This is a genomic window from Brevibacillus sp. M2.1A, assembly GCF_013284355.2.
GTDB lineage: Bacteria > Bacillota > Bacilli > Brevibacillales > Brevibacillaceae > Brevibacillus.
Genome location: NZ_JABSUY020000001.1, coordinates 3,660,620 through 3,684,146, shown reverse-complemented (window position 1 = coordinate 3,684,146; position 23,527 = coordinate 3,660,620). Strand labels below are relative to the sequence as shown.

Below are 23,527 nucleotides of genomic sequence, written 5' to 3'. Positions count from 1 at the left end.
AAGTAAACTCCTCCCTCTGCCTTACCCAGACTTTTTCATATCGCGTAAACTTCTCAGTACGGAAATGAACATATCTTCACTTGGCTCGATCTCCGCTTCTTTGGTATCAGGGGCAAAAAACTCTTTTTTGATCCGATACAGCAATTCATACCCGATAGGAACCACGAACAAGGTCAGGATCGTCGAAGTAACGAGTCCACCAATGACCACAATCGCCAAGCTTTTAGTCATCAAGGCCCCTTCAGAAAAGCCGAGGTAAAGTGGCAAGAGCGCACTGACTGTCGCAACAGCCGTCATAATAATGGGTCGTACGCGGGTAACGCCAGCTTCGACAACTGCCTCACGCATAGAAGCCCCTTCCAGTCTTCGCTGCTGGATATTGTCCACATACACAATTGCATTGGTAACAACGATTCCGACCAGCATCAAAAAGCCGATAAGTGCCGTTATATCGAGAACGGTATCCGAAATGAACAGACCAAATAATCCGCCGATCACAGCAAGTGGCAGGGACAGTAGAATCGCGAGCGGAGCTGTAGCATTGCCAAAAGTGATGAGCATGACGATGTAGACGATAAAAATCGCTGCACCAATGGCTAAAAGCATATCTTTAAAGCTTTTTTCCATGTCACTTGAGACACCTTCAGATGACAATGTAACTCCAGCAGGCAATTTTTCCGCTTGCAACATCGCAAACAGGAAATTACTCGCTCCGCCTTTGTTGTCGCTCGTGATATCTGCTGTAATTTGCACGAATTGTTTTTCGTCCTTGCGCATGATTTGTGATTGAACTTTTTCTTGGTCAATCTCGGCAAAGTCCACCAAACGAACTTGTTGCTTGCTTGGTGTTTGGATGTAGATATTATTCAGTTCCTCTAACGATTTCGCATGGTTTTCACTGAGTCCAAAGAAGAGACTATAGTCTTTGTCGTCGACTTTGATCTTGCCAATTCGGGTATCCGAGACCAGGAGGTTGACTTCTTGAGCCACCTGTACAGGGGAAACGCCCAGTTCCGAGGCTTTGTCTCTATCGACTTTGATGACAACTTCATTTTTGAAATCATTCAGATTGTCCTTCACGTTGGTCAACAGCGGACTTACTTTCAAGTTTGATTTGACAATTTCGCTTGCCTCTTTCAAACGATCCAGATCTGGTCCATACAGAATCACCTTGAACTTGTTGGTATCGCTGCTACCAGGTTTCGTCAAGGCCATTTCGGTTCCTAGTGGAATCATAGGTTTGACGATTCCCTCAAATTTTTTGATGGTTTGGTCGAGATTCACATCTTGCCCTATTTTGATTAGTAAGAGGGCTTGGTTCGATTGGCGTATTTCCGCTTCATTTTCAGAGCCAAGATTGATTTCTATGTACTCTACTTCAGGCTGCTCCATCAATTTACTTTCGACCTGGGCAACCGTTTGATCGAGTCCATCTAGTTGTGTACCTTTTGGCATCGTTACTTGTGCGAATATGTACTTCGCTTCCGGATCAGGAAACAAACCGTATTTCATATACGGGAGAAGCGCTAGACTTGCGACAAATAGAACGAGTGACAGAAATCCGACAGCAGGCTTGCGGTTGAGTGACCATTGAAGCAACTTCCTGTACGTGTCAGACCCTTTCCCATGTTCATATTCCTTGATATTGTGGTCTTTTAAAATCATCAGCTTGGCTAACAGTGGAACAATCGTCACGGCTACTAATAGTGAGGCAAACAGCGAGCAGACGACGGTTAGTGCAAATGGGCGGAATACTTCTCCGATCATCCCCCCAACAAATACAATGGGTAAAAATACGGCGGTTGTCGTAAAAGTCGATGAGGTAATGGCATGTAGCATTTCGTGGGTGGCGATTTGAATCAAGCTTTCCTTGCGTTCTTTGTTCAATTGCAAATGGCGGAAAATATTCTCGATAACGACGATACTGTCATCCACGACTCGTCCTACAGCCACTGCCATCCCGAACAGTGTGATCATATTGAGAGTAATGTCCATCCAGGACATGAAAATCAGGCTTACTAAGATGGATGTTGGGATCGAGACTAGGACGATGAGGGTCGCTTTTACATGACGTAAAAACAGCAAAATGACTACAGAAGCCATAATAGCTCCAAGCAAGCCTTCCTTGAGCATGCCGTTAATCGAATTCTTGATATCGACAGAAGTATCATAAATCGTGGTAAAGGTTAAGTTCGGGTACTCTTCTTTCAAAAGGGATAATTTTGCATTAATGGCATCACCGGTTTCTACCGCATTGGCGTCACGCGTTTTGTAAATATTGATGTTAATTCCATTCTTTCCGTTATAGCGGCTGATCGAATTAACGACTTCATCAAAATTGATTTCAGCGATATCGCCAAGCCTTACGTAGGTAAGCCCATTTTTAGGGTCACTTGGGAGGAATATCTTGGTGTTACGAATATCTTCCACTGTGAGGTAACGGCTCACCACGCGAATGATGCGCTCTTCCCCATCCTCGATGATCGAACCGATAGGCAGGGCTACGTGATTGTCAAGTAAAAGCTGTTTCAACTGCAACGGAGAGATTCCGTAGTAGTTTAGCGCATCTACCTTTGGCAGGATTTTCATTTCTTTGAATTGCCCGCCTATTGTTGATACTTTATCAACACTTTCAATGCCTTCTAACTCTTTGAGTACGGTTTCTTTTACATCGTTGTCAAAATGATCGAGTCCACTCTCCTTATCCTGTCCTGTCACGAACAGATAATAGACGGGTTGATTGCTGAAGCCCTGAATCATTACTTGCGGTCTGTTTACTTTACTGGGAAGCGCGATACTGGAGATTCTTCTTTCCAGCTCGTCCCTGACAGCTTGTACATCTGAACCGGTCTCCAAGTAAACCTGTAGCGTGGAACTATTGTTGCTTGAGTATGACTCCACTGCCTTAACGCCCGTTACATGCCCAACTTCACGTTCCAATGGCTTCGTTACATCATCGAGAACATCTTCTGGTGATGCATCCGGATAAGTCGTATTGACTAGAAGCACAGGGAAAGTGATATCCGGCATGTTCTCTACCTTGAGAGACATGGCGGCAATGATTCCACTAACTACGATAAGCAGGCTCATAATAATGATAGCTGTTGAATTTCTGAGAGAAAAATTCGTTAGAAAACGCAAGGCATGCCCCCCTCATTCCTAATAAATTCCATTCTCTATATTACCCCTCATTTTTTCCGTATTCAATAAATTTCCATAAAAATTAAAATTTGTTTTTCATACCGCTTTTTGAACAAACAGAAAGAAGACCAAAAACCACCTTACGACGGAGTTTTTGATCTGCTTACTCGATTAAGCTCTCGAAATGTTAAAAAATTGTATGTTTTCTACTCACACGGAATGTGAGGGAAACGGTCTTATTTAATGAAACCATGAAGGACGATATCCCCGATCGCGTGTGCAATCATTGCGTACTCCAGCCCGCGCTTCCAGTAGAGGTATCCGTATAATATACCTGCCACCCCATTAAGGGCGAGCGTGCGAATGAACAAAAGCGGGGTAATCTCACCAAAATAAACATTTGCCGCAGGGAGATGACCAAGCCCAAATATAAGGGCTGCCCCAATGATGCCTGCCCAGTACATCCATGGCTTAGGGGAGGATTTACGTCCGAATAACTTGCTCAAAATCCACACGATCATGGTCATCATAAATAAACGAACCATGACTTCCTCGTATACTCCACCTTGAATGGCTGTCAGGATGCCTGCCCAAACCGACACTTCTACGTCTTGGGCTTTTTCTGCCAAGATTGGTAGTAATGGTTGGAAAACGGCGAATTCCAGTAGGAGCAGCAGACCTGTTGCTGCAAATCCAAAGATGACTGCTTGAATGATTCCCTTTTTATGAAAGGACTCTCCACCCGTTTTATATAACCACTTCCGAAGGACAGGGGCATCCAATCCAACCTTGGTTGCGAAAGTCAATCCAATCCACGAAAACAGAAACGCCATGATGGTTCCCTGTAAGACGAAAATTGCCATTGCAACCGGGATCGGGAGAGGTACCAGGGCTAATGCATCCCCGCCAATTGCCAGCAAATAGGGAATAGCTGCGATAAAACCGATAGCGCTCACCAACGATAACAGAAATGCTATTTTCAAGTTTTTCATTTTACTTTCTCCTTCCTGTTTTTTTGTAATAGTAGTGGCTGCTTGCGATCGAAATCAGAATTGTCACCAACACAATGATCAACATTAGGATGTAATGTAAAGTTGTTGGTAAGAATGAGGTGAGCATGATGAGAATTCCTCCGATGAAGAACACACGGGAACTCAGTAGGTGGGTATTTTTCCAGACCTCTTCACTAGCGAGTGACCATGGCGTGCGTATCCCAATCAGATAGTTATGTCGAAAACGAGGCATAAAATTCCCTATTGTTACAAACAGAATCCCCAAAATAAGGGTTACGAATATCCCAATATTTAACATATACCCATATCCATATGCGATTATCACGCTATGGATGACGAGAAGTACGATCATTAATGTATGCAAGATTGTATCGTGACTGCTTTGGAACTTTTGGTAATACTGTTTTTGACTGCGAACAGCCACGAAGAGAAACAGCATCACAACCGGAATGAAGGCTACACCCACAACCTTAGGCGCAAAACCATTCGGTTCACCATTTGGTCCCCAATGAATGACCATCTGATCCGGCATGGAGGGATAGCAAAATACACTTATGACTACACTGATGGCAAATAATAATAGAGACAAATTGGACTTATTCATGTGACTCCCTCACTTTCTAATGGAATTGTATAAACCATTTTAATAAGTCTTGAAAAACGGTCGTATTCAGAGAGTAGTAAATGTTTTGCCCTTTTCGTTCGTCGTAAACCATTTGTGCCTGTTTCAACAAGCTGAGGTGGTGGGAGATGCTGGGCTTTGTCATTTGAAAATGATCGGCAATTTCTCCAGCCGTCATATCTTTCTCCCGCAAAAGGTCAAGAATCTTTCTTCTTGTGGGATCAGAGAGTGCCTTAAATGCGTAATTCATTGACATAATCAATCGATCCTACTTTCATACGTCATTTTTAGATATTTAGGAATTTATCTAAATATTGAATTGAAAAATGCCTTGTGCCAGCTCGTAAGGCACAACTGGAAGGAGGAAGTTTTTTGAATCGTTCATTTCCATATCAATTCTACCACAAATTACAAAATTTATCCAACCATTCTGATACAGTTTATCCTAACTCAGATAAGTATTTACTTCCATAGTAATTCCAAAGTAAGTAGAATGTCGAGTGACATAAGCATTTTCTGGCAACACGCAGTCAGTATCCTTGGATATATCACTCGACAAGAATCAATCTAAGCGAGCAATCTCATTCTATTGTTTCCGCCGACTTTCATGAGCACATCTTGTCAATTACGATTGGATTCGTGAATATCTAAAGGTATGCCAAATTTCATTATCATCCTTAATGGTTAGATAGATTTGCCCCGCTCCATAATCCGCCATGGCTACGTATACTTTTCCAGGGGTATAATCGCCCACATATTTCCCATAATAATCGCTATCAAATGTTAAACTTCTTCCCGATATTTCAAAGGTTACTGATGTCCCTGTCGCTGCTATGCATTTGACATTTACTTTATCTACTGCTGGTTGTTGATAGGTTTGATCATTCTGAGTTTGCACTGTGCTTTGCTGTCTGACAACTTCTAAATCCTTTTTTAATGCGTCATTCTTTTTCGTACATGCTGACAAGGCTTCTTGTACTTCCGCCAGACGTCGCTCTAATCTGGCAATGTGTCTCAGTAATTCGTAATCGTTGTAGTGTCTGCCTTCTCCCGCCGAAATTGGATAATAACCCTCTTGCGGATACCACCCGTACATATATTCCCTCCTCCATTGGCTTTCACACACTTTACGTTATGGATTTAACGCCTAACTCGTTCGCCCATTTTGCCAAAAATTGGTTTTGTGCTAACTCCACTAAATGAGACAACGGCCACCTAAGACCTGCATATAGAGTCTTAGACTGACCGCTGTTTTTATCGCTTATCAAATTCCACTCCATATTTAGTGAAGATGGCCGTGTATTTATTCTCGAATATGGTCCATCGCTTTTCTGTTCCGTACTTTTCGTGCAAAGCCTTCCAATAATGTTTAGCCGCTGCTACATCATTGGATTGGAATAGCAAATGAAAGCTCTCTTCGCTCAGATGTAAAAATGGCCCTGAAGTGTAATAATCCACAATAGATCTGGCACTGGTCATCGCTTCATAGAAATGAATCGCCTCTTCTAGTCCACTTAGAAGTGTTTTTCTTACGTCATCCATATTCGTATCCGGAGTGATTGAAAATCGATCTGGTACAGACTCAACAATCTCCCCCATTCTTGCTCTGAAGTGACACTCCGCTTCTAGAGGTGCTGTTAGAATCTCTCTCGATTGTATTTGTGCCAACTCCGCTGCATAAATACCACAGTTCACATAAAACATTACATGGTCCGCTGCATTGCCAGCAGATTTTTGGAAGTTGAACATGTAGATGAGGCTTTCGGTTTTCTTAGTGAAATTCAAACCCTTCTTTGCGAAGCCACGCTTAGAAAGGAACGGCTTTACGTCCTGTTTCATCATATCGGTAAAGAGCTGCTGCAACATGATCCCTCCTAGAAGATTTTTTTGGTATGTCGTACATCCGCACAAAATCAGGAGCGCTTACGCCAAGGCCAGGCTAGGTCGAGCAAGGCAGCGATGGCTGCTCCCGCCGTGTACCGCACAAGATCCGCCGTCAAAAAGCCTTTTCCTAAAACCAATGCCCCAAGCGTTGTCTCCCGTAGGTAAATGATCCAACCGGCCTGATACAATTGGCTGCCTTCGATCGCAAAGCAAAACGCGAGGCTACACCACAGTGAAAAAGAAATCTTTTTATAAGTATAACAAGTACGAAAGCCGAAGTAGATCATGCACGCCCATAATGCATCGCCAAAATGCTCAGCTACAAAGACAGGCAACACATCGTCGAATACTCTGGACCCTAAACCCAAAGCCATAACAGCAAAAACGGCTACGATATAGCCACCCCTGGGTCTCCATCCACACGTGGAGTGCTTGTTACGCGTAATCAAAACTTTATGAAAGTAATCGTAAATTTTGTAAAGCTGTCTTTCTCACTCTCCACTTTAATCAAGGCACGATGTGCTTCGACAATGGCTTTGACTAGCGCCAATCCAATCCCAGTCGAATCATGCTTGTTAGAACCTGTTGCTTTGTAAAATCGATCAAAAATATGCGCCAATTCCTTAGTTGCAATTCCTTCTCCAAAGTCTTGAATCACCAACTCCGTATAAATAGGCGTATCTTTTACGTGAATGATGATTGTACTGCCGGGTTTTGAATGTTCGATCGCATTCTTCAGCAGGTTCATCAAAGCTTCCTGCATCCATAGTTTATCGTGAACAACGACGATTTCCTTGGGGGCATCCCAGTCAATCGCTATATCCTTATCAATGACCATCTTTGCCAAGCCGTCTATAACTTCCTCGATCGTCTCCACCAAATTGGCTGGTTCTTTAACAAACGAAATAGCTCTGGCGTCGATTTTCGCTACTTTTAACAAATTTTGAATTAAGACATTCATTCTGGAGATTTGAACTTCATTATTTTGCAAAAGTTGAACTTGCTGCTGACGAGGCAGCTCTGCATTTAATAACATTTCATTGTATATGGATATCGTGGAAAGAGGCGTTTTTAATTGATGGGAGATATCTTGCAGAATTTGTGCTAAAAACTCTTTCTCTTCCAGAAGATCCTGCATGCTTTTTCGGATAATATCCTTCATGGAACGAAAGGAAGCCGCTAGTTTGGCAAGATCCCCTTCTTTATTTTCATTGATGACTACCGAGTAGTCCCCGTCGATTATTTTTTTAGCTGCGGAAGTAAGTTGTCTGATTTTATGGAAGACCATCTTGAATTGCATATAGCTTGCGCCTAGCAGAATCAATCCGAAACAAATCAATCCCCAATAAATCCATTGATTATGGCTGGAAATATGTTTATTTAATAGGGGAAAAAGCTCTGACTCCAAATCTTCATATAATCCATACTGTCTAAAGAGCTCTCTTCCTTTTTCCCGATACTCATTTGAATTAGATGCGTGATTTGTTAAGACCTTCATAATTTCCGCTTCATTCTCGGGATTTTGTTCAACCAATCTAGCCGTAATTTCACCCCAGGTTGCAATGGAGTCGCTTTTCACAGCATCATAAAACAGTTGATGGGCAATAATCTGGTGAATGGTAAATAGTGATAACAGAACGGCCAGTATCGTCATATACCCTTTCAATTCGGTATTCTTCATCATCTTACTCGCTACTCACATCCTTATTCCACCGATAGCCTAATCCTCTTTGGGTGACGATAAACTGCGGATTTTTGGGGTCATCTTCCACTTTATCTCTTAGACGCTTGATGTATACAGAAAGCGTGTTTTCATCAAAAAAAGCATCTTCTCCTTCCGATACTTTCATCAAGAGATCATCTCTTTTTAGTGCTTTATGGGCGTTCATCATGAAAGTAAGCAGAAGCTTGTATTCAAGATTGGTTAATGGAATGCTTTCCTGATTTTTATAAGCCTTGACGAGGTTCGTATCCATTTTTATATTTTCAGATACTAAAGTGATAGAAGATGTTTGCAACCGTCCACGTTTGCGCAATTGCACTTTCACTCTGGACATGAATTCTTTGACTCGGAATGGTTTCGTTATATAATCGTCTCCGCCAATATCCAGTCCCATTACTACATTAGCTTCTTCATCCAAGGCCGTTAAGAAGATAACAACCGATGAATCGTTTTGTTTTTTGAAATGCAGACATAAATCATAGCCGTTTCCATCTGGAAGGCCGACATCTAGGATCGCCAAATCAAAAGGTTGAAGTTCAAACTGGTGTTTGGCTTCTTTTACACTAGAGGCTCTGACTACCTCATAGCCTTCATTTCTCAATGAGAATTCGATGGCTAGACCAAGCGCCTCATCATCTTCCACGAGCAATATTTTATGCAAGGTTGTCCTCTCCTCATTTTCATTCCAGTGTTCAGCCATTGACCAATCCGAAAAGCCCGACTATAAAATAGCCAGGCCCATTTTATCATTGTTCCCTGATCACATCGATAAGATTATCTTTTTGAATTTTTCTCAGTGGCAATAGAACAGATAAAAAGCTGATGATCAAAGCTGAAACAAACGTAATGAGACAAGCTTCGTAGGGGATCGTCCATTCGACCCTCAAGACACCGAAAGCCGCCAAATAGATAATATAAGACAGTATACAACCGAAAAAGATCCCTTGCAAACTTCCAGAAAAACCGTAAATCAGCGCTTCATAGATGATCATTTTTTTCAAATCTCTTTGTGACATGCCTATGGATTTTAACGCAGCAAGTTCTTTTCGTCTGATGATGATGCTGATCGTAATTGTATTAAGGATATTGAGACTGCCAATCAAAGAAATGACTGTGATAAAACTGTATACCAGCACTTTTATGACGAGCTCTGAATCTTTCTTCACTTTATTCTCATCAATGTGATTTACAATGGAAATGGCGTGTTTTTTTCCAACAGAGTCCTCGATGTGAGTAACAGTTGCAAGAGATTGAGTCTTATCCTTCAATTCGATTTCAAAATGGAGGTCCTGTTCCTTCACTCCGGATACATTTTCAACTGACTTCAAAAGCTCCAAAATTTGCTGTCTTTCTGCTAAAGAATCATCATGATCTTGTTTCAGGTAGATGGATAGATCAGTTTTCGCAGATAAGTCCTTCACATATTTGGATGCAAATGCCATATCCATCATTGACGAGAAAGTAATAAACAAGACGCTGGATATAATGATGGATAGAATCGTGATGGTATAACGATTTTTATTTCTTTTGACATTTTTCAAGGCTAGGCTCAAAGGAAAAGATAACGGCTTTTTCAACACGTTATTCTTATGTTTTTTAATCGCTTCTTTTTTGATGGATAACCTGCTGCTGATGGCCAGCAGTGGGGATATTCTGCCCGCAAAAAAAGCTGGGTAATAACTCGACGCTAGTACGGCCGTCAGCGTAATGATCGAACTGATGAATAAAATCCACCAATCGATATGAAAGAACGAAACACCTGCACCCTCTTCTAAAATGATCGAGAAAATGGATTGGAGAGCAGCGACCGCCAATATGCTACATACAAGTCCAACCGGAATGGCGATGACAGCCAACACAGCCGCTTCTCTCATCACGATTTGTCTAATTTGCTTTCGCGTAGCACCGATGCTTCGGAGCATCCCGAACTGCTTCATCCGCTCTACGACGCTGATTTGAAAAGCGTTGTAAATCACCACAACTGTCGCGATCACAACAATACTGATGACGATAACGAGCACGGCCAAAATCGATTGATTCGACCCCGGTTTCAAAACTTTGATCAATTCCTCATTGATAACCAGATTCTCGTCTTTCGTAAGTGATTTTATCTCATCTATTACCTCTTTAAAGTCCGCTTTCTCGTTGATTCCGGCTAAGATCCTACCCTCTCCGATAGCAAAATCATGTTTATAGGTTAGGAAACGACCCACTTTATTTCTCTGAGTGAACGCCCGATTATCCAGTAAACCAACCAGTTGATAGGTTTGACCATCCAATTCAAAGGAATCGCCGATCTGAAGACCCTTTTTCAAAAAAGGAAGCGTCCATGAATCGACAGCTGCTTCATGCTCATTGGCAGGTAATCTGCCATCAGCGAGACTGTAGGTTAAAAACTCCAATGCGCTATGATCAGCGAAATTCTTTTGAACAGAAACATCTCCATCTCCAACCGGAACGATCCCCCCCTGTGACATCAAACCATACGAAGCAATTTGGGGATTATATTTGATTTTGTTTAATAGTGGTTCATCGTAATTGGAAATACTGAGATGAAAAGAAAACCCGTTTAACTTCTTGATATTCTCGATTTGGGATAGTTGTGATCCTTTCATAAAAAGGCCGACTGTCGAAATTAACGCTACAGAGAGTATGATTCCGATCAAAGTCAAAATCGTTCGTTTCATATTCCCCTTTAAATACTTGCTGCTTAATTGTTTATAGCTGCTGATCAAAATCATTCTCCTCCAGTCTTTTAGCTAATTCGCAGCAAGCCGTTGGTCTGAAATGATCGTACCGTCTTCTATCGTGATGATCCGGTCAGAAGCCGAAGCAATCGCGAGATCGTGAGTAATCAAGACAATGGTTTGATTGTATTTTTTGGCAGTCAATCGTAATAAATCTATGACTTCCTTCGTATTTCGTGTATCCAGATTCCCAGTGGGCTCATCGGCCAAAATCAAATGCGGCCGATTCATTAAGGCTCTGCCGATGGAGACCCGTTGCTGTTGACCTCCCGATAATTCGGAAGGCAAGTGGTCTTTCCGTTCATGGAGACCCAGGATTTCAATAAGTTCATCCAGATACTTCATATCTATCGGTTCCTCATCCAATAACATGGGCAACGCGATATTTTCCTGGACATTCAATACCGGGATCAAATTAAAAAATTGAAAAATAAACCCGACTTTTCTTCTTCTGAATATCGAAAGCTCATCATCTGTATAATCGTAAATATTATGATCCCCAATGAATACTTGTCCAGAAGTTGGACGATCCAACCCGCCTAAAATATGTAGCAGTGTACTTTTACCAGAGCCGGAAACACCAACGATGGAAACAAACTCTCCTTGCTGAATCGTAAGGTGAATCCCCTTTAATGCATCTACCTTGCTATTTCCTTCCCCATAACTTTTTACTACGTTTTCCATTCGTACAACTTCCATACAGTCACCCTCTCATCAACCAAACTCAATCTTGTACGTCTACGAAGTTTACTTTGTCTTCACTATTTGCGTATACGTTCCCGATTTCTTGTAAGACTTGGTTCACCTGATCTTTCTTCTTATAATCGAAGCTGCGATTTTCAAACTGGATCAAGGAGAGCGTTGACTCTGCTTCGGTTAATTGGTTGTAAGTCTGGTCGTCAACGATAACAAGCTCCGCTTGTGGTATATACCCGATCCACATCTGATGGTTTACATGGGCTACAGGTACCATCTTGCCGTTCAAATCAATTTGGCCATTCTTCATTTCATCATCACTATAAGAGTAAAACAGATTTTGACCATTCGATAATTGTTTTATGCTAGTAACAGGGTCTGAAATAATAGATGTGCTGTTTGGCTCTTGTCTGGCTCTGAGAATCCCCTTCTTGACGAATTGCTCAGCGGTGGATCGAGTAACAACCGAATATTTGATCTCTCTAGTATCAAATTCTTGACCTGTTTCTTTCTGACCTTGCTCTGACAATTTCGTAATTTTTTTCGTTGTAACCAATTTGATTTTGTAGTCCATCGCTTGTTTGGTGTTATCTTTATACAACTCTTTGACCTTATTCGCATCTTTTTGTGTGCCGATTACGAGAACGCCATCGACCGGTTGTGATGGACCTTCTACATATCGGTTTACTCCGAATCCAATCCCTGCAAAAATGACAATCGCCAACAAGAAACCTATTACTTTTTTCATCTTAATTGCTCCCTTATAAACTATTTATGTCTGGATTATAGACGAGACTTTCCTGCAATTGAATGACTCTAGTCTAACGATTTTGACCTTCTTTCTTACAATTTAGTAAGAATGGAGCCAAGCATCAGTCTCTTCCCGCAGGATAAATCAAAAAAGACCGCTTCACTGGCAAAAGAAGCCGAAGCAGTCTTTTCTCTTATACAGATGTAGTTGTGCTTTCTTCTCGTTCAAGTAATACATTTCTCATTTCCTGCATCACCGATGGTCCTTGTGGCAAGACGAAGTTAGGCTGCGTGGTGCCAGATGCTACTTCATAAGCCATAGCTTCTACTGGATTCACAACAATGTGACCGTCCTCTCGGAGCTGGTTTACATTTCGCTGAACCACATTTTTTGTCCACATTAATCGATTCATATTTGGAAAGAACATAACGGGTTTTGGATGCGCTAGAATAGTGGAGGTTAGCAAGTTAGGGGCAAGTCCGTTTGCAGCTTGTCCAATTACATTCGCCGTCGCTGGCAAAACAACGAACAGATCTGCCCACCGTGCTAACTCAACGTGGTTCATTTTTTTCTCAAGACTAGGCTCTTCATCTATAAATATCTCGTCACAGTAAAATAAAATCGTAGACGGCGGGATGAGTGTTGCCGCCTGTTCAGTCATCACGACTTTTACCTCTTTGAAAAGGGCTCGAAACATACTAAGATAAGGAGACACTCCTATAACGGCAATCGAGCCTGATATTCCGAGCAAAAGTTTCTTCTCCTTCAGAAATGGATCGTGTGTCATCCTTTGATTTCTCCTCTTCTAGGCCAACAGGAATGGCTGATCCCATTGTGGCTCTTGATTACTGCTTGCAGAAAGAAGAGCAAGACCAATACCGGCTGCACCTTCAAGTGCGCCTGCCTTATTGAGCCCTACTTTTCCGTCACCATTTGGTTCTATATCTTGATAACCAAAAGGGAGTAACGGATTAAAATTATCTATTAGGCACTTAGCTAAATACGCGATATGTGGTTGATAGCGCTCGTCATCTGTAGTTGTTGCCATTCTAAGCGTCATTTGCATAAGCCCCGCTTTTCCATGACAAAACGTATCTGCGTACAGATTCCAATCGCTTTCTGATCGCTTGAAAACATTATCATAAGCTTGAATAGCCAGATGACAATAAGATGAATCTTGCAAAGCTTCACCCGCTAGATAGAGCGAACGAGCTACCCCTGGTGTGCCATAGCACCATGCATCACGTCGAAACGACTGCGGAGAAAGCACTTCTTCCCCTAGCTCTTCCTCTAATTTCACTCTACCTCTCCACATAATCCCATTAGCGTCCTTTTCCTTCCAACGCACCAACCATTCAGCTATGCTACGTATTGCCTCTCTCTGACCAGTTACTTCTACTCCTTCTTTCAAAGCAAGTGATAATAAGGCTAATGGTCCGGGAATCCCATGAGCAAGTCCTACGTTAAAATTTCCTTTCGGATACAACTCTTTATCAATGTCTAAATACTGCATCTCTTGGGTCAAGTACCACCCTGGTATTTTTCTACCATCTTCATAATCTCTTGGCTGACTTATATATACGAGATATTGCAAAACATCCTGTAAGGCGGCATGAAGAACATCGATTTGCTTACTTGCCAGTAAGTACCGTCCAATGCCTGCTACACCTTTAATAGCATCATAGATATGAGGATTACTTCCCCCTCTTTTTTTATTAAGGACATACTCATCTTCAAGTATGACCGCAGTTCGTTTAGCGAGCAATTGATCCAGCTGTCCAAGAAAACGCTGATAATGCTCCCGATTGCGTGAAGCTACCAGCGTAGCAAAGCAAATACCTGCTACTCCACCAAACATGGATTCGCTTGAAATTCCAACGGCCTTAATTTTTTCTTGAAGAGCAAGAAGATGTTCATGAGCAACTATATTCCAACCTTGATCAGGGAAATGTCGATCCAGCTCGGCAAAAAAGAGTATCGTACCGGGATATCCGTGAGAAAGAGTAGCAGCCCCCCAAGGATGTTGATGAATCGGCCCTACGACACTGATGTTATCTTTATTCATTACGACTTTTTCTACTTGAATGGGATCTCTCAAACACTCGGCTACCTTGAGCGCAGTAGATAAAGCCTTTGTTCTTAACTCTTCATTTTTCATCCCTTTCCATGCTGGATTAGTCGTTACCACTGCTTTATTTGTCTCCATACTTTTCCTCTCTCTTTTACATTTGTCCAACCATCTGTCTTGTCGATTCATCCGTTTCTTCCAGATAAAAAGAAGCCTGCATGTGAAAAAGAGATGCATAAACGCCGTTTTCTGCTAGTAGATCCTTATGTGTACCCGCTTCAATGATCTCTCCTTGTTTTAGGACAAGAATCTGGTTGGCATATCGAACAGTTGAGAATCGATGGGAAATAAATAATCCCATTTTATTTTGGGGCATTTCACGGAACCGAGTGAATACTTCTTGCTCTGCTTGAGGGTCTAGTGCTGCTGTCGGCTCGTCAAGAATGTATAAATCCGCATCGCGCATGTAAGCACGAGAGATGGCAATACGCTGCCACTGTCCCCCTGAAATCTGATACCCATCCGCAAACCATTTTCCAAGCTGAGTATGAAACTGCTGCGGAAGACGTTTAATCATTTCATCTGCTCCGGCCTGTTTGCTTGCATCGATTATTGCTGCTTCATCATCAGCTTTTAGATAGTTACCAAAGCCAATGTTTTCATTGACTGCCATCTCATATTTAATAAAATCCTGAAACAAGGCGCTAATTTTTTGGCGCCATTCATTCTCCTCATAGTGGTAAATTGGCTTACCATCATACAAGATTTCGCCTTCTGTCGGTTGATACAATTGCGTAATTAATTTTACGATGGTCGATTTTCCTGAACCGTTCTCTCCTACTAATGCTAGCGTTTCTCCTGGACGAATGACGAAGCTTACATTCCGTAATGCATAGGACTCGACACCTTGATATTTAAACGAGACATTGCGAAACTCTAAACCAGACGCGTTTTTCTCACATGGATCACTTTCTGAAATTGCTAATCTGTTTTCATCTGGCACTGCTAGAAATGTAAATAACTGACTAATGTACAGATTGTTTTGATACATGTTAAAGATCGTTTGCATAAGATCTGTGGAGGTTGTTTGGGTGTAAGATATCGCTTGGATAAACGCTATCAAGCTGCCTACTGCAATCGTACCTAACATCGTTTCCCATACGACATACGACTGCATCGATACTACAGCAAGAAGTGACAGAGCTTGAAACCCAAGAGCCACCTTTGTCCTTTTTATCACCATTGCCTTGTCTTGATTAAAAAATCGCTCGTAATATTTGCGATATCTCTCGACCAGAAATGGGCCAAGTTGAAAGATTTTTAGTTCTTTTACTGATGAATCGCTGGTCAATAAATTCATCAGATAATATTGCTTACGACGATCAGAAGCTCGGTTGTGGTCAATCATGAATTCCTCTTGTCCTAATCGAATAAATGAGAAAGTAGAACAAATAGGTAGTAAGAGCAAAAATACTGCTAGCCACCACTTCCAAGCGATCAGCATAGCGGATACAGACAGTAATACAATCACATTACTAATAATACTTATCACCTGTTGAAATAACTGATAGGGGCGAAACGTGGAATCTTGCTTTGCTCGTTGAAGCTGGTCATAGATTCCGGCATCCTCAAAACTTGAATAAGGAAGTCGCGTAGCTTTATTCATGATCAATAGGTTTACATGATTGGATAACAGTTCTTGATACAACGTTTTATAGACCAGGTCAACATGTTTGAGAATATCGCGGATCACGGCGAGAAACGCGAACAGCCCAAACGCGATAATAAGCGGAACGATCCCTCCACCTGCAGAAATGGCGACTGCCGCATTAATTAATGATTGCGTGGCAATAATCACACCTACAGGAATCAAGCTACTTAGAATCGTCAATATCATAACAATCGCAAAGTAACGAGGATTTGTTTGATACAGTAAACGAAAAACGCTCGGCCAATGAGAGAAGGAAACAAATACATTTCGAATCGTTTCTAATCGATTGCTGTTGTGCTTAAACGGAGTCACCAACATTCTCCCTCCAGTGAAGCTGGCTGTGTAAAGTATGGCGTACAAAGGCCATCGCTTTATCTTCCATCTCTCGCCTTACTCCAAATAAGCGATTGCAATGTAAATGGATCAAGCTGCCCATGATCATCGATGGGGAACTCCAAAGAGAATGGTTTTGTTCACCCTCAGCTACAAGCCTTCCAAAATCCTCCATTACATCCGCTCTCAAGGCCATTGCTTCACAAATGGCTTCCCCACTTGGATGACTACGCAATCCTTGCCAATCGTTCCGCGGATCAGCGAGAGAAAGCAATGGTTTGCGCCATTTTCGGAATTCTTCTCTATGGGCATCCTTTTTTACACGCATTTCCATCCATGCCAGTTGCTGTTCGAAACCCAGTCCGAATCTAGTCATCATGTCAATAATACTAATCGTAGCCAAAACATAGTCAGGTAGATTCGTTTGACGGAACCGCAATAATCTCAAAAGATTCGCAGTCGTCTGGCTATCTTTGGCAAATACTCGCTCCGCATCAGCCATGATCGATGGTCCACCGTATCTTTCTACTTCGCGATCATATGTATCAATGACCATTCTTTGAATGAATCCTTCTCGTTGACACTCTTGAATCCAAGGGTAAAGTTCTGGAAAAATCTCCTGCATAAGCTTTTCGGGCTTGCCGTGAAAACGGAGGCGAATATGATGGCCCGGGTCTATGTATCGCATGAAAAACCATTCGTCTGCCGCTCCTTTTTTAACCATGGAATCGGCAAACACACGTATCTGATCAACGATAAATTCATCCTGTCTCTGGTGGCCCCCATACAGTTTTAAAAACAGCCAATCACTTCCAGGAAGTTTTGTGTATTGCTCCTTAGATAGAACATTTTCATTTTGATAGGAGGGGGTATTTTTTTTCTTCTCAATATGTGGTCTTCTCAGTAATGGAACCACACATTCCATCGAAAAATGCCCCTCTGGTCCAGTGACCCAATACTCTTCTGTACCCCCGATTTTTTCACGGAGTTGAATGCTGCTTGTCTTAAACAATTCTGTACGCAACTCTTCTACATGATAAGGATTATCCAAATCTAACAAAATACGGTTGTCACCGAATGCCATGTACGCATATCGTGGTAGATCCCACGCGATTCTCCATGTAGCAAAAGCTTCATTCCAGATTTTGTCTTCTTTCGGATCTCCCTTCAGTCCCAGAGAATCTGGTGTCACCTTCCAAATAGCAGGTGATAAGATGGTTTTTCCATATCGAACACGTGGAAGATACGGCGAGGCATCCATATTCCCCCAAGAGAATGGACTCCAAAGACGTACATTTTCCATAGAAACTTCACGCAAGAAACGATAAATATTTGGAGCATTCTTGAAATTAAGCATATTATCCGATGAAAAAATTAGTTTCTTTCCATGTGTACGGGATCTCAGATAGAAATGCTCTATAGTGGCACCTACCACAATATCCTCAAGTTGAAGGGAATGTAGAGTTTTCTCTGAGCAATTCGTACCAATGGCCAGTTCATATTTGCTAACGGATGGGTGGAGTACGATATTGGCATGACGACCAACGGCTGAAAGATAATTGGCATCAACAAAGATCACATCTTCATGTTGTTCCTGTATTTGATTATGGACCTGTTCATGTTTCTCTATCGCTTCTGGTCCGAGTATATCGAAGAATCTCCCAAACGATTGACCCACCTTAGCTGAACCAGGCATGGGTGCTACCTCTAGTAGATAGTCTCCTTGATCGATTGCATCCTGTGAGGGTCCGATTACCTCCACGTACATTTCCAAGGAATCCGGTGCATATTTCGTATCTACTGGCTCTGTATCTAGCTGGTCGAGAAGATCATTAGTAATTTCTATTTCTCTTGTTTTTGTTGCAATCGCATGAACTACTTTTCTCATCAAACTAGCTTCACGCTTCTCAGAATACTTCAGAGGCGACACTGGCTCTCTTCGACTGCTTTGTGGAAACATATATCCTGCTGGAGCCCCTAAACCAACCTCATCACTAAGAAGCTCCAAAACGGGGACTTCTCTTGACGTTCCGTATTTCTCCAAAAAGTCCTTATGGTAACTTCTTAGATGGGCTGCTCCTCGCTGTGGTAAGGATAGTCGCCACAGACATTCCACCGCTTTTGCTACTTCTTCACCTATACCCTTGTGTAAAGATACGCTGTGATTACCTACATGGAGGTCTACTTGTACGGGCATAATGCTTGCTTCAAGAACCTTCATCCGCGTAATTAATTCTTGAAAGCCTTGTATCCCTGTTCCAATCGGAAGTCCATCGTACTGTTTCATTCTTGCTTGAATCGCAGCTAATTCTGAATATATATCCTGTACACCATCAAGTAACGCAAGGCGCTCCATCACATAAGCAAATGGAGTTGCTACCGTGAGTGGTGGACGTAATTCGCTAATCAAAAATTCTTGAGAAAATAATTGCCATAGTAGTCCGGTTACTTTCTGCTCCCCCGCCTCAGGGTACTTTTCCATCAACCTTGCAATTAATTGTTCAAATAGGATCGGCTTTTTTGCCAGATCAAACACGGTGTGCACCACTTCTGTAGCACGGATAGAAATCCTCTCTTTTTGTTTACCATCTAACCATTTCATTTGCCCGTATTCAGTGGCAAACGTAAGTTCCATTCGCCCGCCGACCTGTACGGAAGCGTGATTTCGTTGTACTTTTAACTGTTTAACTACATCTAGTCGTTGCTCTATTCTCTGAATGATTGCAAGCAACCATTCCATGTCTGGACGTGTACGTTTTTGGTGAAGGTGTGAGTCTTTCAAAGAGACGTTTGTCTTGTCAGTGAATGAGCCCAGAGCAACACCAGCGAATAAGCCATATGGAGTGGCACGGGTACTCATCCTTAACAAAAAACGAACAAAACTAGATAGTGCCTGCTTGGTCTTTCGAGAAGTAGGATCGCCTTCTAGATTCGGCAATGCTTCGTAAAGCGATGGACTAGAGATGAGAATAGCTTCTCGTACCTTTTCGTCCTTCGCATATTCCTTTATAGCAGCTAGATAATCACTGGTTTTATTTGATTCATAGAAGGTTTCTATTGGATACAGTGGTACCCGTAGCATAAAAAAGTCAGCTGAGGCATATAGGTTTCCCTCCTTCTTGTTCTCAGGGTAGCGAGTAGTCAGCTCCCTCTCTAACATCTGCTTGGCCATTCATACCCCTCTTTCCTATGCATGAAGTGAGACTATAAAGGAAGAACATCGCTTATCGCGATGCTCCTCCAGCGTCAAACTAAATTAGCAGCAGTTGCTTTGGCACCAAGTAACTGAGCAGAATGTAGTGCAGATGATGTCGCTCACTACTGAATCCGATTGTACTTGATTTACCTCTTTTACTTGAACATCCAAATCAAACAGATCGTTTTGCATTTTTTGTTCCTCCTCAAATTTTAATATTCGTACCCAGAACTTCACGCGCGTTTGTAAGTGCTTGGTTACGCTTACAATAATAAAATAGTAATTATTACCAGTAAAGGGTATTTTTTAAAAATTCATAGAGTTTTTTTATTTTTTTACTCTTAACGTTTTTTAAACAGAAAAAACCATGTCTCATTGAAAAAACTCCAATGAACATGGCTTGTCTCTCGTCACAAAGAAATCGTCTCAAGAATTTCCTCTTGCTCCCGGTTGTTAACAATGAAAAACCAATTGGATAATAGTACCTTCACCGAGCTTACTTTCTATTCTTATTTCAGCGTCATGAATGTTAGCTATCTCCTTACATAAAGAAAGCCCGAGCCCGAGGCCTCCTCCATTCGCTCTCGATCTCGATTTGTCGGACATAAAGAATGGCTCAAAGACTTTGTTTATGTCGTCATCAGGAATACCAATCCCTGTATCTTTCACTTCAAGAATAATTCTTGACTCCGTATCTCTGTATGAGCGTAGCAGTATTTTATCGTTGTTCTTCGATGCTTTAATGGCATTGTCTATCAGGTTTGCAAGTAAAATTTTCATCAAATCCTTATCCATGAAAACACTCAGATTCTCCGTTGATATTTCAAGTTCTATATTCTTTATGTTCAGCTTTGGTATAAAGGAATGTTTGATTTCCACAAAAAGCTCGTCAAGATTTCCCTTTTTTAACTCATAGTCTTCTTTTCGCAAAACAATGAGCTCCATAAGCTTAAATGTCAATTTCTCCAGCCGCTTTCCTTCTTCATAGATAAAGCTTAATGAGTTGATATAAGTCTCTTCATCATATTTATTTGTCCGTAAATAATCCGCATAGCCTATGATCGAAGTTAAAGGAGTCCGAAGTTCATGTACCAGGTTATCGATAAACCTTTGCTTGTCTTCTGAAGATCTTTTAAGCTGGTTTACTTTATCTTCTACATCAACGGCCATCATATTGAAATTTTCCGCTAACAATCCGATTTCATCCTTCGATTTGACCATGACTCTTTCGCTGAAATTCCCGCCTGCAATTATTCTTGTTGACTGGATTAGTTTATTAATCGGTTTTACGATATACATGCTCATGATGATGGTAACGATGACCAAAATTGCTGAAATAAGAGCATTTAACTTGATTAAAAGGCTTAATAGGTCTTGTCTATTTTCATAAACACTCGAAATATCTTTCACGTAAGAAAGCTTATAGTGATTATTTTCCAAATACATATTCTTCGCTATAAATAAGTACGTCTTTTCCCCTAGATCCCGTATGATGTAATTTACTTTATCGGATGGGATGTTTAATTCTTCTCGATTCGTAAGAGTTATCTTGTTATTTTTAAAATGGCTAAAAACGACTTCGTTTTTCTCATCTATTACATCCAAATACACATCCTGTTCTCCGAGGTTGTCCAAGTACGTACGAATCATGGAATCTATGTTTGCTTTGCCAACTCCTTCTGCATCTGGGGTTGAAGACTTTTGAACTTTAAGTAGATATAGATTTGATTCTAAAGAGTTAGCAAATCGATCTTGTTCACTTATCCCGGAGCGGATCTCCATATTGAGATTGAGTTCAAAGCTGCTATTAATAAGGTAAATGGATGCTGGTACAAAAAAGATTTCGAATATGATTAATGTACATAAAAATATCCGCTGCCAAAATTTCATTTATTCCTCCAGCCTATATCCCAATTTAAATACTGTTTTAATTTCCTCTTTCCATCCCAGCTTTCTTCTTAGCTTTTGTATATGGTTGTCAATCGTCCGAGTCTCGCCAACGTAGTCATATCCCCAAATTTTTTCTATGATTTTTTCCCTCGTTAACACGATGTTTTTATTTTGCACTAAAAACACCAATAATTCGAACTCCTTCAAGGTAAGCTCTATCAATTCACCGTTCTTTTTCACCTTCATTTCTTCCAAGTATACTTCTGTGTCTTTAAAATTTATGATGTTGCTTTTTTTATTGTAATGCCTTAATACATTTTCAATCCTGGCGAGTAATTCAATTCCTTCAAAGGGTTTCGTAATATAGTCATCGACTCCTGCTTTTAATCCATACACCTTATCTGTGACAGAACTTTTCGCAGTTAAAAAAATGACAGGTATCCCTAAAGGTTTAATTTTTTCAAATAAAGTAAATCCATCAACTTTCGGAAGCATGACATCCAAAAGTATGAGATCAAAACGATCTCTTTCAATCACATTTAGGGCTTCCTCTCCATCAAAAACGATGGAACTCTCATAATTTGCCGTATTTAAATTCAATTTTATTAAATTTGCTACGGCGATATCATCTTCAACCACTAAAATTTTTATCATACAGTTTTTACCTCGTTCCTTTTGTAACGGTTAGATGGAGTAAGTACCATTTCGGGCACTTACTCCATCTAATCAATCCGCCAATTTTTAATTCACTTTCAGTCCTCTGAAATTCTCACTGTGGTCTTTTTCTTCGGAAGGTAGAGGGAGTAGTCTGTCATAATTAATCTCATAACTAGATACGGAATAATTCTTCAGACTAATTGTCATCTCTACATCTCTTCCATCTTCCAGGTTACAAAGAACACGTACGGTTCCGGAGCTAGCGGTCTTACTAACCTTCATCGTATTTTCCTTAACGTTTTTCTGTTGTTTACCAAAAAAGCTGATAACCGCAGTTTTAACTTTCGCATCATCGATTGTTGTCTCTGAGCTTCGATCTTCATTAGTGAAAGCAGTTAAAGAAACAATTTCACCTGTTTTTTCATTTATGACAATGCGATTAGAAGATGGCATTGGCTGGTTTAAGTCTTCAGCACGAGCAAACTGTACTACGATAACATCTGCCGTTTCTTTTTTGGCGTTTTCTTTTAATACAGCTGCATCTTCTTTTGAATATAAATCCATAAAGAACTTAAAGTCTTCTTGGTTGTTCGTTCGATTTACATGCGCCTCACCAAAAGATTTCGCGTCAAGCTCCATGTAGTCTTTTAGAGCTTTCGTTGCCATTTTTACCGCTTCTTCATCACTAATCTTTCCGTTTGTTACTTTAGCTACAGTGGATTGATTTGTGTCATTTCCTGATTTGCTTACCAAAGTTACAACTTTGTTTTTCGTAGATTGAATCGCGTTATCGCTTGCAAATACCGCTGCTGTAGCACCGCCTACAATTGTTAGTGCCATTGAAAAAACGAGAATATTTTTTTTGTTCATGGTAATGCCTCCTGAAATGTTTTATTTTTGGTTTGGGCACGAAACCCTTGTTACAGGTAATAGAATATAGCGTTCATATGTTAAAAGTATCTTTCAGTTGTCTCCAAGTTGTAAATTCTATAAAAACCATTTCGTTCGTTGTTACAGGGAAGATTGAAAACCACCTGGAGGCTTGCTTCAGATGGTTTCCAAGAGGGGGGTATTGCATTCCTACCATTCAATTAC

20 protein-coding genes are annotated in these 23,527 nt (G+C 41.1%); all 20 read right to left on the bottom strand.

Features of this window, described 5'->3' with window-relative positions; genetic code table 11:
• Positions 1–21 precede the first annotated feature (21 nt).
• On the bottom strand, positions 22–3,141 hold the full coding sequence (locus HP567_RS17980; RefSeq protein ID WP_173609160.1) for an efflux RND transporter permease subunit: 3,120 nt from the start codon (positions 3,139–3,141) through the stop codon (positions 22–24).
• Positions 3,142–3,377: 236 nt separating this feature from the next.
• Positions 3,378–4,133: a CPBP family intramembrane glutamic endopeptidase gene (locus tag HP567_RS17975; protein ID WP_173609161.1), complete on the bottom strand. Its 756-nt coding sequence runs from the start codon at positions 4,131–4,133 to the stop codon at positions 3,378–3,380.
• Position 4,134: 1 nt separating this feature from the next.
• On the bottom strand, positions 4,135–4,758 hold the full coding sequence (locus HP567_RS17970) for an SdpI family protein (RefSeq protein ID WP_173609162.1): 624 nt from the start codon (positions 4,756–4,758) through the stop codon (positions 4,135–4,137).
• 16 nt (positions 4,759–4,774) lie between these two features.
• Positions 4,775–5,032, bottom strand: a complete 258-nt coding sequence (locus tag HP567_RS17965) for an autorepressor SdpR family transcription factor (protein WP_007729097.1) — start codon at positions 5,030–5,032, stop codon at positions 4,775–4,777.
• A gap of 369 nt (positions 5,033–5,401) precedes the next feature.
• The gene (locus HP567_RS17960; protein WP_173609163.1) at positions 5,402–5,872 is read right to left on the bottom strand and encodes a hypothetical protein; all 471 of its coding nucleotides are present in this window, start codon (positions 5,870–5,872) and stop codon (positions 5,402–5,404) included.
• Between the two features lie 158 nt (positions 5,873–6,030).
• The gene (locus tag HP567_RS17955) at positions 6,031–6,642 is read right to left on the bottom strand and encodes a DUF4304 domain-containing protein (RefSeq protein ID WP_173609164.1); all 612 of its coding nucleotides are present in this window, start codon (positions 6,640–6,642) and stop codon (positions 6,031–6,033) included.
• Between the two features lie 47 nt (positions 6,643–6,689).
• Positions 6,690–7,034 (bottom strand): ribosomal maturation YjgA family protein, encoded by a 345-nt coding sequence (locus HP567_RS17950; protein WP_173609165.1) that lies wholly within the window; start codon positions 7,032–7,034, stop codon positions 6,690–6,692.
• A 71-nt stretch (positions 7,035–7,105) separates the two neighbouring features.
• Positions 7,106–8,341: a HAMP domain-containing sensor histidine kinase gene (locus HP567_RS17945; protein WP_173609819.1), complete on the bottom strand. Its 1,236-nt coding sequence runs from the start codon at positions 8,339–8,341 to the stop codon at positions 7,106–7,108.
• A gap of 4 nt (positions 8,342–8,345) precedes the next feature.
• Complete coding sequence (locus HP567_RS17940) at positions 8,346–9,044, bottom strand: response regulator transcription factor (RefSeq protein ID WP_217367011.1); 699 nt, start codon at positions 9,042–9,044, stop codon at positions 8,346–8,348.
• Between the two features lie 85 nt (positions 9,045–9,129).
• Positions 9,130–11,118 (bottom strand): ABC transporter permease, encoded by a 1,989-nt coding sequence (locus HP567_RS17935; RefSeq protein WP_173609167.1) that lies wholly within the window; start codon positions 11,116–11,118, stop codon positions 9,130–9,132.
• A gap of 24 nt (positions 11,119–11,142) precedes the next feature.
• A complete protein-coding gene (locus HP567_RS17930; protein WP_173609168.1) occupies positions 11,143–11,829 on the bottom strand; it encodes an ABC transporter ATP-binding protein in 687 nt (228 codons plus the stop codon).
• Positions 11,830–11,854: 25 nt separating this feature from the next.
• Positions 11,855–12,574 (bottom strand): lipoprotein BA_5634 family protein, encoded by a 720-nt coding sequence (locus HP567_RS17925; protein WP_173609169.1) that lies wholly within the window; start codon positions 12,572–12,574, stop codon positions 11,855–11,857.
• A 196-nt stretch (positions 12,575–12,770) separates the two neighbouring features.
• Entirely contained in the window at positions 12,771–13,364 is a 594-nt protein-coding gene (locus HP567_RS17920; protein ID WP_173609170.1) for a flavoprotein, read from the bottom strand.
• A gap of 18 nt (positions 13,365–13,382) precedes the next feature.
• Positions 13,383–14,783, bottom strand: coding sequence for a lanthionine synthetase C family protein (locus HP567_RS17915; protein ID WP_173609171.1), 1,401 nt, complete (start codon positions 14,781–14,783; stop codon positions 13,383–13,385).
• 16 nt (positions 14,784–14,799) lie between these two features.
• The gene (locus HP567_RS17910; RefSeq protein WP_217367012.1) at positions 14,800–16,674 is read right to left on the bottom strand and encodes an ABC transporter ATP-binding protein; all 1,875 of its coding nucleotides are present in this window, start codon (positions 16,672–16,674) and stop codon (positions 14,800–14,802) included.
• Positions 16,655–19,861 carry a lantibiotic dehydratase gene (locus HP567_RS17905; protein WP_173609173.1) on the bottom strand — a complete coding sequence of 1,069 codons (3,207 nt, stop codon included), beginning with the start codon at positions 19,859–19,861 and terminating at the stop codon, positions 16,655–16,657. The genes HP567_RS17910 and HP567_RS17905 overlap by 20 nt, the downstream gene beginning before the upstream one ends.
• Positions 19,862–19,945: 84 nt before the next feature.
• Positions 19,946–20,077 (bottom strand): gallidermin family lantibiotic, encoded by a 132-nt coding sequence (locus tag HP567_RS17900; protein WP_173609174.1) that lies wholly within the window; start codon positions 20,075–20,077, stop codon positions 19,946–19,948.
• Between the two features lie 261 nt (positions 20,078–20,338).
• A complete protein-coding gene (locus HP567_RS17895; RefSeq protein WP_173609175.1) occupies positions 20,339–21,775 on the bottom strand; it encodes a sensor histidine kinase in 1,437 nt (478 codons plus the stop codon).
• Complete coding sequence (locus HP567_RS17890) at positions 21,776–22,429, bottom strand: response regulator transcription factor (RefSeq protein WP_173609176.1); 654 nt, start codon at positions 22,427–22,429, stop codon at positions 21,776–21,778.
• An 87-nt stretch (positions 22,430–22,516) separates the two neighbouring features.
• Positions 22,517–23,302 (bottom strand): hypothetical protein, encoded by a 786-nt coding sequence (locus HP567_RS17885; protein ID WP_173609177.1) that lies wholly within the window; start codon positions 23,300–23,302, stop codon positions 22,517–22,519.
• Between the last annotated feature and the right edge of the window lie 225 nt (positions 23,303–23,527).

Excerpts from the sequence above, each read along its gene's own strand:
- HP567_RS17915 (WP_173609171.1), bottom strand. The coding sequence starts at position 14,783 with ATGGAGACAAATAAAGCAGTGGTAACGACTAATCCAGCATGGAAAGGG.
- HP567_RS17970 (WP_173609162.1), bottom strand. The coding sequence starts at position 4,758 with ATGAATAAGTCCAATTTGTCTCTATTATTATTTGCCATCAGTGTAGTC.
- HP567_RS17930 (WP_173609168.1), bottom strand. The coding sequence starts at position 11,829 with ATGGAAGTTGTACGAATGGAAAACGTAGTAAAAAGTTATGGGGAAGGA.
- HP567_RS17885 (WP_173609177.1), bottom strand. The coding sequence starts at position 23,302 with ATGAACAAAAAAAATATTCTCGTTTTTTCAATGGCACTAACAATTGTA.
- HP567_RS17975 (WP_173609161.1), bottom strand. The coding sequence starts at position 4,133 with ATGAAAAACTTGAAAATAGCATTTCTGTTATCGTTGGTGAGCGCTATC.
- HP567_RS17890 (WP_173609176.1), bottom strand. The coding sequence starts at position 22,429 with ATGATAAAAATTTTAGTGGTTGAAGATGATATCGCCGTAGCAAATTTA.
- HP567_RS17900 (WP_173609174.1), bottom strand. The coding sequence starts at position 20,077 with ATGCAAAACGATCTGTTTGATTTGGATGTTCAAGTAAAAGAGGTAAAT.
- HP567_RS17905 (WP_173609173.1), bottom strand. The coding sequence starts at position 19,861 with ATGGCCAAGCAGATGTTAGAGAGGGAGCTGACTACTCGCTACCCTGAG.
- HP567_RS17945 (WP_173609819.1), bottom strand. The coding sequence starts at position 8,341 with ATGAAGAATACCGAATTGAAAGGGTATATGACGATACTGGCCGTTCTG.
- HP567_RS17965 (WP_007729097.1), bottom strand. The coding sequence starts at position 5,032 with ATGTCAATGAATTACGCATTTAAGGCACTCTCTGATCCCACAAGAAGA.
- HP567_RS17955 (WP_173609164.1), bottom strand. The coding sequence starts at position 6,642 with ATGTTGCAGCAGCTCTTTACCGATATGATGAAACAGGACGTAAAGCCG.
- HP567_RS17960 (WP_173609163.1), bottom strand. The coding sequence starts at position 5,872 with ATGTACGGGTGGTATCCGCAAGAGGGTTATTATCCAATTTCGGCGGGA.
- HP567_RS17895 (WP_173609175.1), bottom strand. The coding sequence starts at position 21,775 with ATGAAATTTTGGCAGCGGATATTTTTATGTACATTAATCATATTCGAA.
- HP567_RS17950 (WP_173609165.1), bottom strand. The coding sequence starts at position 7,034 with ATGGCTTTGGGTTTAGGGTCCAGAGTATTCGACGATGTGTTGCCTGTC.
- HP567_RS17910 (WP_217367012.1), bottom strand. The coding sequence starts at position 16,674 with ATGTTGGTGACTCCGTTTAAGCACAACAGCAATCGATTAGAAACGATT.
- HP567_RS17920 (WP_173609170.1), bottom strand. The coding sequence starts at position 13,364 with ATGACACACGATCCATTTCTGAAGGAGAAGAAACTTTTGCTCGGAATA.
- HP567_RS17925 (WP_173609169.1), bottom strand. The coding sequence starts at position 12,574 with ATGAAAAAAGTAATAGGTTTCTTGTTGGCGATTGTCATTTTTGCAGGG.